The sequence below is a fragment of the Pseudomonas sp. 1 R 17 genome (genome assembly GCF_900067035.1).
GTDB classification, from domain to species: domain Bacteria; phylum Pseudomonadota; class Gammaproteobacteria; order Pseudomonadales; family Pseudomonadaceae; genus Aquipseudomonas; species Aquipseudomonas marginalis.
Genome location: NZ_FKLB01000048.1, coordinates 46,086 through 57,071 on the forward strand (window position 1 = coordinate 46,086; position 10,986 = coordinate 57,071).

Annotated in this window: 14 protein-coding genes and 1 tRNA gene; 7 read left to right on the top strand and 8 right to left on the bottom strand. The window is 57.7% G+C overall.

Annotated features, from left to right (window positions below; genetic code table 11):
• Positions 1–26: 26 nt before the first annotated feature.
• From flgD to BFP99_RS17045, 5 genes are all read right to left on the bottom strand, one after another.
• Positions 27–752, bottom strand: a complete 726-nt coding sequence (gene flgD / locus BFP99_RS17025) for a flagellar hook assembly protein FlgD (protein ID WP_027607786.1) — start codon at positions 750–752, stop codon at positions 27–29.
• A 16-nt stretch (positions 753–768) separates the two neighbouring features.
• Positions 769–1,212, bottom strand: a complete 444-nt coding sequence (gene flgC, locus BFP99_RS17030) for a flagellar basal body rod protein FlgC (protein WP_024076985.1) — start codon at positions 1,210–1,212, stop codon at positions 769–771.
• A gap of 3 nt (positions 1,213–1,215) precedes the next feature.
• Positions 1,216–1,623 carry a flagellar basal body rod protein FlgB gene (gene flgB / locus BFP99_RS17035; protein WP_003175633.1) on the bottom strand — a complete coding sequence of 136 codons (408 nt, stop codon included), beginning with the start codon at positions 1,621–1,623 and terminating at the stop codon, positions 1,216–1,218.
• A gap of 242 nt (positions 1,624–1,865) precedes the next feature.
• Complete coding sequence (cheR, locus tag BFP99_RS17040; protein WP_065947764.1) at positions 1,866–2,693, bottom strand: protein-glutamate O-methyltransferase CheR; 828 nt, start codon at positions 2,691–2,693, stop codon at positions 1,866–1,868.
• Between the two features lie 41 nt (positions 2,694–2,734).
• Complete coding sequence (locus BFP99_RS17045; RefSeq protein ID WP_027607784.1) at positions 2,735–3,667, bottom strand: chemotaxis protein CheV; 933 nt, start codon at positions 3,665–3,667, stop codon at positions 2,735–2,737.
• A 93-nt stretch (positions 3,668–3,760) separates the two neighbouring features.
• Between BFP99_RS17045 and flgA the strand changes: the two genes are divergently transcribed.
• From flgA to BFP99_RS17065, 4 genes are all read left to right on the top strand, one after another.
• Complete coding sequence (flgA, locus tag BFP99_RS17050) at positions 3,761–4,525, top strand: flagellar basal body P-ring formation chaperone FlgA (protein ID WP_065947765.1); 765 nt, start codon at positions 3,761–3,763, stop codon at positions 4,523–4,525.
• A gap of 141 nt (positions 4,526–4,666) precedes the next feature.
• Positions 4,667–4,990 carry a flagellar biosynthesis anti-sigma factor FlgM gene (gene flgM / locus BFP99_RS17055; RefSeq protein ID WP_065939081.1) on the top strand — a complete coding sequence of 108 codons (324 nt, stop codon included), beginning with the start codon at positions 4,667–4,669 and terminating at the stop codon, positions 4,988–4,990.
• A gap of 48 nt (positions 4,991–5,038) precedes the next feature.
• On the top strand, positions 5,039–5,509 hold the full coding sequence (locus tag BFP99_RS17060) for a flagella synthesis protein FlgN (RefSeq protein WP_027607781.1): 471 nt from the start codon (positions 5,039–5,041) through the stop codon (positions 5,507–5,509).
• Between the two features lie 96 nt (positions 5,510–5,605).
• Positions 5,606–6,355, top strand: a complete 750-nt coding sequence (locus tag BFP99_RS17065) for a flagellar brake protein (RefSeq protein WP_065926185.1) — start codon at positions 5,606–5,608, stop codon at positions 6,353–6,355.
• Positions 6,356–6,413: 58 nt separating this feature from the next.
• On the opposite strand, the gene BFP99_RS17070 is transcribed toward BFP99_RS17065, so the two are convergent.
• A complete protein-coding gene (locus tag BFP99_RS17070; protein WP_065926186.1) occupies positions 6,414–7,796 on the bottom strand; it encodes an MFS transporter in 1,383 nt (460 codons plus the stop codon).
• A gap of 288 nt (positions 7,797–8,084) precedes the next feature.
• Positions 8,085–8,161, bottom strand: a tRNA-Arg gene (locus tag BFP99_RS17075).
• Positions 8,162–8,487: 326 nt separating this feature from the next.
• On the opposite strand from BFP99_RS17075, the gene BFP99_RS17080 reads away from it, so the two are divergent.
• The 3 genes from BFP99_RS17080 to BFP99_RS17090 all read left to right on the top strand — a co-directional run bounded on the left by BFP99_RS17080 (position 8,488) and on the right by BFP99_RS17090 (position 9,634).
• Complete coding sequence (locus BFP99_RS17080) at positions 8,488–8,718, top strand: hypothetical protein (protein WP_065926187.1); 231 nt, start codon at positions 8,488–8,490, stop codon at positions 8,716–8,718.
• Positions 8,719–8,729: 11 nt separating this feature from the next.
• Positions 8,730–8,909 (top strand): PA3371 family protein, encoded by a 180-nt coding sequence (locus tag BFP99_RS17085; protein ID WP_065947766.1) that lies wholly within the window; start codon positions 8,730–8,732, stop codon positions 8,907–8,909.
• Positions 8,910–9,307: 398 nt separating this feature from the next.
• On the top strand, positions 9,308–9,634 hold the full coding sequence (locus BFP99_RS17090; protein WP_003175643.1) for an Arc family DNA-binding protein: 327 nt from the start codon (positions 9,308–9,310) through the stop codon (positions 9,632–9,634).
• A gap of 50 nt (positions 9,635–9,684) precedes the next feature.
• Here the strand turns inward: BFP99_RS17090 and BFP99_RS17095 are convergent, their stop codons facing one another.
• Positions 9,685–10,890: an ISL3 family transposase gene (locus tag BFP99_RS17095; RefSeq protein WP_065947083.1), complete on the bottom strand. Its 1,206-nt coding sequence runs from the start codon at positions 10,888–10,890 to the stop codon at positions 9,685–9,687.
• Positions 10,891–10,986 lie beyond the last annotated feature (96 nt).

The following is a 10,986-nucleotide window of genomic DNA, read 5'->3' on the forward strand; positions in this document are numbered from 1 at the left end:
TCTCCCTCTGCCGTATTTAGCCGGCTCTATGTACCGATAGTCTGAATTTGCGACAGCTTGACGCTGCCCATGCCACCTGCAAGGTTCAGCAGCATTTCGCCGCCGGTCTTGCTCAACGTCACGCTGGTCACCGTTGCCGGCAACGAAGTCGCCATGGCCACCGACTCACCCTTGTCGTTCTTGGTCGTCGCCGCGAAGGTGTAGGTGCCGGCCGGGGCGACCTCACCGTTCTCGTTCTTGCCATCCCAGATAAAGTCTGACGAACCCGCGCTTTGGGCACCCATATCGATAGTGCGCACCACGTTGCCGTCTTTATCGGAGATCTTGATCGAAACGTTGCCCGTCGCCGCAGTCACCGCCACCGAACCGGTCATGCTCTTGCTCGTGTCCACCAAGGCCTTGTTGGTCTGGGTAATGATCGAGCGCCCCACCAGCGACGAAGCCTGCAGCGCCTGCGACGAGCTGAAGTTACTGGAGATCGCATTGACCGAGTCGTTCAGGGTGTTGATGCCTTCCAGGCTGCTGAATTGCGCCAGCTGGGCCACGAACGCACCGTTGTCCTGAGGCGACAGCGGGTTCTGGTTTTTCAGTTGGGTCACCAGCAGTTGCAGGAACGCATCCTTGCCCAGGGACTGGCTGCCCGTCGCCGTCTTGGTAGCGTCGGCGACGGTGGTGTTGTCGGTGGCGGTCTTGACCTTGGAGTTGAAAAGGTCCTGGACTGCCGTGTTGGTCGTGGTATCAACGATGGCCATTATTTGGCGCCCCTTATCACTGACCCAAGGTCAGGACCTTCTGCATCATGGTTTTGGCGGTGTTCATCATTTCCGCGTTGGTCTGGAACGAGCGGCTGGCGGAGATCATGTCTGCCATTTCCTCGACCACGTTGACGTTGGGGTAATAGACATAACCCTTTTCGTTCGCGGCAGGATGGTTCGGCTCGTAACGGGCCTCGAGGTTGCTCTGGTCTTCGACCACACCGAGGACCTGCACGCCCTGGCCGGCGGCGTCCTGGTTCTGGAACAGCGAATCGCTGCCACCGCTCTGGCCGCCCTGGAACATGGTGGCGAACACCGGGTGACGGGCGCGGTAGGTCTGGTCGATGCTCGAAGACACGGTCTCGGCGTTGGCGATGTTACTGGCGACGGTGTTCAAGCGCGTGGTCTGCGCGCTCATGCCACTGCCGGCAATATTGAAAACACTGGACAGGGACATGGCTTACTCTCCACGCAGGGCTGACATCAGCCCTTTGAATTTACTGTTGAGCAGGGTAAAGCTGGCCTGAAAGTTCACCGAGTTCTCGGCATAGGCCGATTGCTCCAGCTGGGCGTCGACGGTGTTCTGGTCGATCGACGGCTGCATCGGCGTGCGATACAGCAGCGACTCGTCACCACTGCTCAGGCCTTGCGCTTCGATATGACGGCTGTTGGTCATGTTCAAGGCGAAGGTGCCGTTCTTGGTCTTGTCCTGCTGTGCGGCGAGCACGGCGGAAAAATCCAGGTCCCGAGCCTTGTAGTTCGGGGTGTCGGCGTTGGCAATGTTGTTGGCCAGGACTTCGGCACGCTGGGCGCGGAAGCCCAGGGCTTGTTCGTGGATACCGAGCGCTTTATCGAAGCTGATGCTCATGGCGGAAACCTTTAGGCTGACCTGCTGTTAACAGGGTTATAGCAAGGCGCATGCCAATATCTGATACCCCCGTAAATCAAGGGGTTGCGAGGAGCTTGCCGGCGGCAATGCCAGAAAAGCGGCAACGGGTTTCCGCGTGGCGCCAGTAAAGCGGCAATGGGGAGTTGCCGCTTTCTTTAACTTTGCCGCAGAAACAAATATGGGAGGGGGCAAGCCCCCTCCCATATTATTATGTGGCCTGATTATTTAGCCTGGTAGATGATCCCAGGGCTGCATTGCACCATCTGGAAGTGATCCGGCAAACCATTGAGCGCCTCGGATGCACCGAGAAACAGGTAGCCGCCACGCTTGAGGGTGCCGTGGATGCGCAACAGGATGTCTTTCTTCACCTCGGCCGAGAAGTAGATCAGCACGTTGCGGCAGAACACCATGTCGAACTTGCCCAGGCTGGCGTAGCTGTCGAGCAGGTTGAACGAGCGAAACTCAACACGGTTCTTGATCGGCGTCTTGACCGCCCAACGCCCTGCCCCTTTCGGGTCGAAGTAACGTTGCAGGCGTTCCTGGGACAAGCCACGGCCCAGGGCCAGACTGTCGTACTCGCCGGTCTTGCAATTGGTGAGCATGGTGCCGGACAGGTCGGTGGCGACGATCTGCGCCCCGGCTTTAAGCTGGCCCATGTTGGTCCGCTCGAACTCATCGATGGACATCGAAATCGAGTACGGTTCCTGACCCGAAGAGCAGGCGGCCGACCAGATACGCAGGCGCTGGCCCGGGCTGGCCTTGATGGCCTCCGGCAGCACTTTGCTCTTGAGCACTTCAAAGGGGTAGGTATCGCGAAACCATAGGGTTTCGTTGGTGGTCATGGCATCGACCACCATCTCTTTGAGGCCACTGCGCGGCTGGCCCTGGATCCGTTGAACCAACTCGCCCAGGGACTTGATGCCCTGCTGCTCCATCAGTTTGTTAAGACGGCTGGATACCAGGTATTGCTTGTTTTCACCGAGCAATATGCCACAGGCTTTTTCCAGGAAGACCCGGAACTGTTCAAAATCCAAATTACCCGTAGACACTGATACCGCCTCTAAAATCGTATGACCGCCAGGGGAAAACCCTAGCCGTGATCTGCTGCCTTGATCCGGTCGACTACCCGGGATGCCAGGTCATCAGGGCGGAATTTGGCCAGGAAGTCATCGGCACCGACTTTCTTGACCATCGCCTGATTGAATACGCCCGACAACGAAGTATGCAGGATGATATGCAGTTTTTGCATGCGTGGATCGCTGCGTATCTCAGCAGTGAGGGTATAGCCGTCCATTTCCGGCATCTCGATGTCAGAGATCATCATCAAGAATTCTTCTTCCGGCTTCTTGCCTTCATCCACCAGCTTACGCAGGTAATCCAACGCCTGGCGCCCGTCATTGAGGGCGACAACGTCCACGCCGACGGTTTGCAGGCAGCGAGTCACCTGTTTGCGCGCCACCGAGGAGTCATCCACCGTCAGCACACGCAGCGAGACCGCCTTGTGGGCCGTTTCGGCGTCGACCACACCCACGGAAATCGACTCCGAGGTGGGCGCCACTTCGGCGAGGATCTTCTCCACGTCGATGATCTCCACCAACTGGTTATCGACCCGCGTCACCGCCGTGAGGTAGTGATCGCGACCAGTGCCCTTGGGCGGCGGATGGATCTCTTCCCAGTTCATGTTGACGATGCGTTCCACCGAGCGCACCAGGAAACCCTGGGTCTTGGTGTTGTACTCGGTAATGATCACGAACGGGTTCTCGCGATCCTGCAGGCCAGCCGAACCGGTGGCCAGGGCCAGGTCAAGAATCGGGATAGTCGCACCACGAATATTCGCCACACCGCACACCACCGGACTGGACTTGGGCATGATCGTCAGCTTGGGACATTGCAGCACTTCCCGCACCTTGAATACGTTGATGCCATACAGCTGCTTGCCATCCAGGCGAAACAGCAGCAACTCCAGGCGATTCTGCCCTACCAGCTGTGTGCGCTGGTTTACTGAATCCATTACTCCTGCCATGCCATGACTCCTACGCTAAAACCTTTGGCTATACCTACAAGGGCGGCGCGCCCCCAACACTAAAACGGCACGAGCTTTGCTATTTGTTGAATTATGGACATTAAAACGACAGTTTCCCGACGCCTTCACCTGACACGGTTTTGCAGATTGCTCTGCGTACCGCTGGCGCTGCTTGCCTTCAGCCTGGGCACCACGGCCCGTGCAGAGAACGTCACCTTGCCTGATCTACTTATCGGCGTCACTCAAGGCTTTCTTGAGTTCACTGTAGAAGATTATCTGGCAACCACACAGACGCCGGGGCGTTATGAAATCCAGGTCAACCAGTTGGACCCGCGTCTGCGTATGCCGATGTGCGACAAGGAATTGACAGCGACCCTGGAAAGTCCCGCCCAACCCATCGGGCGCGTAACGGTAAAGGTACGCTGCGAAGGCGCCTCGCCCTGGACCGTGTTCGTACCGGCCCAGGTCAAATTGTTCCGTGATGTGGTGGTGGTTGCCCGCCCGCTGAAGCGCACGGGCATCATCGATTTCGAGGACGTCGTACTGCGTGAGCGCGACATCAGCCAGATCAGCCAGGGCTACCTGACATCCCTGGACCAGGCCATCGGGCAGAAATTGACCCGACCAGTGGTCACCGATCAGGTGATTACGCTGGTGCACCTGGAACAGGCCGAGGTCATCCGCAAGGGCGATCAGGTGGTGATTTCCGCGAGCAGCGGCGGCTTGAATGTGAAAATGCCGGGCGAAGCACTGTCCAACGGCGGCATGAGCGAACAGATTCGCGTCAAGAACCTCAACTCCAACCGCGTGATCAAGGCGCGGGTGACAGCCCCAGGGCAAGTCGAGGTCGCTTTATAGATTACTGGTACAGGACGCTGGGTTTTCCTACACTGTGCACGAGAGGCCCCGTGCGGAGATTTATTGTCATTCGCGCCTAAAGTTTGTCCGGGTATGGCCGAAAACATGGCAAGCGTCCAAATACCCAGAGGTTTTTTTATCATGGTCATCGATTTCAGCCGTTTGAATAACACCCCGACGACGTCAGGCACTACGCGCACCACCAGTCCCAAGGACAACGTAGAAGCCAAGGCCCCGGCGCTGCCCGCCAAGGCAGAACAGGCCAGTGCCAGCCAGAGCGGGGAATCCGTACACCTGAGCAATGAGGCTCAACAGTTGCAGAAGGTCACTGACTCGCTGCGCGATCAACCGGTCGTCAATAAAGCCCGCGTGGCCGAATTGAAACAGGCGATCGCCGATGGCAGCTATAAAGTCGACAGCAACCGTGTAGCCAGCAAGCTGCTTAACTTCGAAGCCGAGCGCTAGGCAAAGGCCTGCGCAGGGCTTTTGGACGCTTAAAACCCAAGGCCAGCCATGCATCACGACGAACATTTGCTTCAACTGATCATTGATGATCTAGCGCCGACGCAACAATTGCTCGAGCTGCTCAAAGAAGAATCACTGGCCCTCTATGGCCGGGACATGCCGCTGCTGGAAGAAATTCTGGCACGCAAGCAGTCGTTGATCGTCCTGCTGGAACAGCACGGCAAAAAACGCAGCCAGATCCTCATCAGCCTCGGCCTGCCGGCAGACCACGACGGCCTGGCGCAGTTGGCCAGCCACTCCTCGGTCGGCGATCAACTGCTGGCCCAGAGCAAAGAACTCAACCAATTGCTCGCCCAGTGCCAGGAAGCCAACCTGCTTAACGGTCAGTCGATCCAGCTTCAGCAAGCCACGACCGCCAACCAGTTGCGTATACTCCACGGCGGAGAGCCTCCGGCACTCTATAACGCCCAGGGCTCCACCTCGCGCCTGGTCAAGCCAAGCACCCGCAGCCAAGCCTGACACCGGTTTACAGCGCGCCCTATCCAAGGCGCGCCACATGCTGGCAAAATGCCGGTTCTTGCGTGTAGTCGTATTTTGTCTGGAGATGGAAGAACCGTGTTCAACGCCCTTAATGCGGAAGATGCCCCGCAGCCACCCAAGGTCCTCACCACGCCTCTGGAAATCGCCGGCACCTTGCGGATGCTGCAAGACAGCCATGATCCGCTGATCATCACTTTCCACGAACGCAGCCAGCGCTTCCAGAGCTACCTGGTGGACGTCAACCGCGACAGCAACATGCTGGCGCTGGACGAAATGATCCCCCGCGACGGCGAGCGCCACCTCGAAAACGGCGAACCCTTTCGCATCGAAGGTTTCCATGATGGCGTACGCGTCGCCTGGGAAAGCAAAGGCACCCTGACCATCAGCGAAAAAGGCGGCCACCGTATCTACACCGGCAGCCTGCCGGACGAGGTGGTCTACCATCAGCGCCGCAATGCCTTCCGCGCCGCGTTGAAGCTGGCGCAACTGGTGAATATCGAGCTGGGCGGCGAGAAACTTCAGCTGCCGGTCAACGGCAAACTGCTGGATATTTCCGCCACCGGCTGCAAATTGCGTTTTGAAGGGGATATTTCCGAGCGCCTGCAACTGGGCCAGGTCTACGACCGTTTTATCGCAGCCCTGCCGTTTGGCAGCATGACCACCGCCGTCGAACTGCGATACCTGCACTTCGAAGAAAGAATCAACACGACCTTTGCCGGCGTGCGCTTCCACAACATGAGTGGTTTGGTGCAACGCCAGGTCGAGCGCTTTGTGTACCAGCTGCAGCGTGAAGCACGACGGTTCGACAAAGACGACGATTTTTGATCCTTAACGATCGCAGAAAAAAACGGGCAGACCCTTTGGGATCTGCCCGTTTTTATTTTCAGGGGCGCGCCCTGCTCAATTCGTGAGGATGCTCGTCCGGCCCCAGGGGCTCAGGTGGCCCTTCGAAGACGGGCTCATCCACCGGCGGCTCCGGATCGACCTGCGGCTCGGGATCAGGGACAGTCTGCATCTGCTCCTGCACCACCTGCTCGTCGACCCGCGGGTCCAGCGCCGCCACCAGCGGTGAACTCGACATACTGTCGGGCATTGCCACGTGATGCAGGGGGGCATCTTCCACCTGGTGCAGATTGGTCACCGCCTTAGGCCGGATTCGCCACACCAGGATCAGCGCGCACAGACTGAAAAACGCATACAGCATCTGGCTGCCGAACAGCTTCATCACCACACCCGCCAGCAACGGCCCGACGCTGGCGCCGATACCGTAGGTCACCAGCAGCATGGCCGTCAGCGATACCCGGCGATCCCCTTCCACATGGTCGTTGGAAAACGCCACCGCCAAGGGATACAGGCAAAACTGCACGAGAGAACACAGGAAGCCCGCCACGAACAGCACCTCCAGCGGCACCTGGGTCATGATTGCCAACGGCAGTGCCGCCACCGCCAGGCACAAGGCAAAGCAGCGGATCAGCAGCGCGCGATCATAACGATCCGACAACCAGCCCAGGGGCCATTGCACCAGCAACCCGGCAAAAATGCAGCTACCCATGAACAGACCCACCTGTTCGGTGCTCAGCCCTTGCTGGGAGGCATACAGCGGCGCCAGGCCGTAGAACGACCCGACGATCAACCCCGCCCCCAACACCGTACTCAACGACTGCGGCACGCGCTTGATAAAGAAGCGCGGCTCCATCGGCGCAGGATGCAAGGCCGCCGGGTGAATGCGCCGGGTCATGGCCACCGGCACCAGGCACAGGGCGAAGCACAGCGCCACCAGCATCAGCAGCTCAAGGCCAAGCTGGGGATGCATCACCAGTATCAACTGGCCCAATACCAGACCCAGGTAGGAGGCGATCATATAACCGCTGAACACTACGCCACGCTGCTTGGCATCTGCCTGCTCATTGAGCCAGCTCTCGATGACCATGTACTGGCACATCATCCCCAGGCCCACGATTATCCGCAGCACAATCCAGGCCGGCAGCCAATCGACCAGGCCATGGCCCAGCACCGCCGCACCGACAATCCCGGCACAGGTGGCATAGGCGCGGATATGCCCGACCCGGGCAATCAGGCGATGCCCGATCTTGCCGCCCAGTACCAGGCCAAAGTAGTTGGCCGCCATCAGCGCACCCACCCAAAGGCTGTCGACATGGTCGGCCGCCAGGCGCAAGGCCAGGTAGGTACTGAGCAGGCCGGAGCCAATCAGCATCATCAAGGAGGCGAAATAAAGGGCTCGAAAAGATTTCCAGATCTGGCGCATCGGCGTTCCGAGCGGCTCCTTGCGGTGAGAGACAGGGCTATCGGCATGATAGTCCGGGGTGACCGGGTCCGGACAGGCAACATGCGCTGTTTCCGGGGATTATTTTGCTTAACAGCTCAGACGCTGTCGGATGGCGCGCAAGGTACATGGTTGCGACAAATACATCACGGCACCTGCTGTGAACCTTGATCGGCGGCAAGGTTCGACCTGCGTGCAAAAAGATCGAGCACGCACAAAAAAGCCCCGCCAGGAGGTTCTGTACGGGGCTTTCTCTATGGGCTACGAATCTGGTGTCCCAGGGCCGGTTCGAACGGCCAACCTTCCCCTTAGGAGGGGGATGCTCTATCCAATTGAGCTACTGGGACAAATGACAGCCATCAGGCCAAGGGCACTGCGACGGACGGCGTGCATGTTAACGGCCGAGGTGGGTTTTGTCATGTCGTCCGTGGGCTTTTTAAGTGTAGGCCGAGCCTTGCCCGGGCAATTGCGGTTTCGCCCCGCGAATACGGGCACCTGGCCTCATCGTGCAAAATGCAACCACCCAAAATGCCAGCATTGCAAATTGCAATCCTTCAGCCCGCCAAATCAAACTCAAGCCATTGATTTTATTGAATTAATACATTGGCACGACACCTGCAACAGTTCTCCTGCAAACCCCATTCAGCCAGTGCGTTAAACGGAGAACATGACCATGAACAGTGCCATTCTGTTAGCTCTCAACACCGTCGCCCTGGCTGCACTGGTGATGTTCCACTTTCAATCGACTGGCAGCAACGACCCCGCCCAGATCAGCCAGCAGGCAGTTCCCCACCACTTGCAACAACGTCCGCAACTGGCCGTGATGACACCGAATGCACAAGCGCCAGTACGCCTGACTCAAGGCACCCAGGCCGCGCCGGCATCTGAACACTGGGTTTTTTAAGGACGCTGATCATGAGCAAATTTGCCTGGCTGTTCCTGAGCCTGACCATCGCCACTGGCCTTATGGGCCTGAGTGCAAGCTCCCAGAATGGGCAAACCAGCGCATTCGTCGCCGCCGGCGTTTTCGCAGGCCTGCTTCTGTTGACGCTCGTCGTGGGTCGCCGAATCAAATTTGACCCGGTTTTACGCTGACCCCTCCCTTCTCTGCACTGCCCTCCCCCTACCTTATGTCGCCTCGTCCTAGTAAATTGGCAAATTGCCACTAGTCTTAAAACTAAGGGCAAAAGGCCACTTTGCTATAGGATGTGCGACCTCAAACCCTGTGGTGGCCTGGACTTACGGGAAGTTCCCTCGTGGAATCACTCATGGAAAAGTTTTCCAACCAGTCCGCAAAAATGCAAATGAGTGCTGGCATAAAGCCTCTAGGCAGTTCAATATTTGTCACAGAATTGACGCCAAGGAACTGGCAAATCTGAGGCATGATGCGGCCTCTTTGCAATTCGGGTTGAACTTTGGTCGTGAGTCTTGTCTTAACACTCATCTTGCGGCCAATTCCAATAACCGCTCCCCTGAACTAACCGGTTAAATATATGCGCCCATTGAAACAGGCAATTTATTCCAGCCGTACGGCTGACAAGTTCGTCGTACGTCTGCCAGACGGAATGCGGGAACGCATTGCCGAGGTGGCTCGCAATCATCACCGCAGCATGAACTCCGAAATCATCGCGCGCCTGGAGCAGAGCCTTATTCAGGAAGGTGCGCTGGGTGACGAACTGAGCATGCGCCTGGACAGCCCCGAGCTGTCGCTGCACGAGCGCGAACTGCTGCAGCGTTTTCGTCAGCTCTCCCACCGCCAGCAAAATGCCCTCGTCTCGCTTATCGCGCACGACGTAGAGGCGGCCGCAGAAGCCAATTGATCCGCCACTGAAAGCCGAAGCCAGCCCTGTGCTGGCTTTTTTTTGGTTCATCACGGATTACCGGGAAAGACGCTCTTGATCTTCATGAAGAAGAATTCGCTATCCCGGTAACCGTACGCCATCCGTTTGATGACCTTTATTCGATTGTTTATTCCTTCCAACTGACCGGTGTGCATCGGCCAGCGAACCCGACTGACGATGCCCCGCCAATAACCCTTTAGCCGTTTGGCAAACTGGATCAGAGCCGGTATTTCGCTTTCATATGCATGGCGCAGCCATTGCTTCCAGGCCGATCTCCAGGTCCAGGCAGTGCTCGGTGTCCAGAGCGTTTTGAGTTCAGCCTTCATCAAATAAACTGTCATCAGCGATTGGTTGGCCTCCAATAAATCCTGCAAATGGACCTGTTGTTCCGGCGTTTTCAGGTTCTGTGGGTTACGCAGCAACAGCCATCGTGCCTGCTTGATGACCTTGCGAGCCGGCTTGTTATGACGCAGCCGATTAGCTTCGTCGACGCGGACCCGATCAATCACCTCTCGGCCATATTTGGCCACCACATGGAAAAGGTCGTAGACCACTCGCGCTTTCGGGCAATGCTGGCGAACCTCCAGATCAAAAGCAGTATTCATGTCCATCGCCACCGCTTCGATTCGAGCGCAGCCCTCCGGCCCCAGTTCCTCGAAGAACGGCCTGACTGCCGCTCGGCTACGGCCTTCACCGATCCACAGCACTCGTCGTGTATCGGCATCCAGCACAACGCTGGCGTAACGATGACCTTTGAATAACGCGAACTCGTCCATGATCAGGCGTCGTGGTTGCGCCTTCGGCAACTCACTCAACACCGCCTGCAAGGCTCGACGCTCCAGCAACCGAACAGTGTCCCAATGCAGTCCAAACATCTGGGCCACGTGCAAGGTGGGAAGGCGCTCGCAGGCCTGAATGACCGCCTCGGCCAAGCGGCGCGTCATGCGGGCATAGCGATCCAGCCAACTGACGGCCTCCATGCGTTTTCCACAGTCGCGGCAGCCAACACGCCTGAGCAAAATGCTGAGGCTCACCGCGCGACCGAGAATGGGCAGATCACGAACGGTTCGCTCGCAATACTCATGAGTGGTTGAACAAGGTTTTTGGCAGCCGCCGCAGGAAGGGAATCGGGTGGCGTGGGGAATCAGATCGATCTTTAGAGCGTCACCATCGGGCTTGATCGTGACGACAGAAAAGCCCTCCCAAAAAGGAAGGAAAGTATTAATATCACGCATAAGAACGCCGGTTTTTTAGATGTGTTTGCTCGCACGAACATCATCAATCAAATCGGCGTTCTTGTTTCTGTGTTTCCCGGGATTCCGTGATGAACC

What these genes read in the sequence shown, in the direction of transcription:
- flgD (WP_027607786.1), bottom strand. Translation starts at nt 752, where the DNA reads ATGGCCATCGTTGATACCACGACCAACACGGCAGTCCAGGACCTTTTC.
- flgC (WP_024076985.1), bottom strand. Translation starts at nt 1,212, where the DNA reads ATGTCCCTGTCCAGTGTTTTCAATATTGCCGGCAGTGGCATGAGCGCG.
- flgB (WP_003175633.1), bottom strand. Translation starts at nt 1,623, where the DNA reads ATGAGCATCAGCTTCGATAAAGCGCTCGGTATCCACGAACAAGCCCTG.
- BFP99_RS17045 (WP_027607784.1), bottom strand. Translation starts at nt 3,667, where the DNA reads ATGGCAGGAGTAATGGATTCAGTAAACCAGCGCACACAGCTGGTAGGG.
- flgA (WP_065947765.1), top strand. Translation starts at nt 3,761, where the DNA reads ATGGACATTAAAACGACAGTTTCCCGACGCCTTCACCTGACACGGTTT.
- flgM (WP_065939081.1), top strand. Translation starts at nt 4,667, where the DNA reads ATGGTCATCGATTTCAGCCGTTTGAATAACACCCCGACGACGTCAGGC.
- BFP99_RS17060 (WP_027607781.1), top strand. Translation starts at nt 5,039, where the DNA reads ATGCATCACGACGAACATTTGCTTCAACTGATCATTGATGATCTAGCG.
- BFP99_RS17070 (WP_065926186.1), bottom strand. Translation starts at nt 7,796, where the DNA reads ATGCGCCAGATCTGGAAATCTTTTCGAGCCCTTTATTTCGCCTCCTTG.
- BFP99_RS17080 (WP_065926187.1), top strand. Translation starts at nt 8,488, where the DNA reads ATGAACAGTGCCATTCTGTTAGCTCTCAACACCGTCGCCCTGGCTGCA.
- BFP99_RS17085 (WP_065947766.1), top strand. Translation starts at nt 8,730, where the DNA reads ATGAGCAAATTTGCCTGGCTGTTCCTGAGCCTGACCATCGCCACTGGC.
- BFP99_RS17090 (WP_003175643.1), top strand. Translation starts at nt 9,308, where the DNA reads ATGCGCCCATTGAAACAGGCAATTTATTCCAGCCGTACGGCTGACAAG.
- BFP99_RS17095 (WP_065947083.1), bottom strand. Translation starts at nt 10,890, where the DNA reads ATGCGTGATATTAATACTTTCCTTCCTTTTTGGGAGGGCTTTTCTGTC.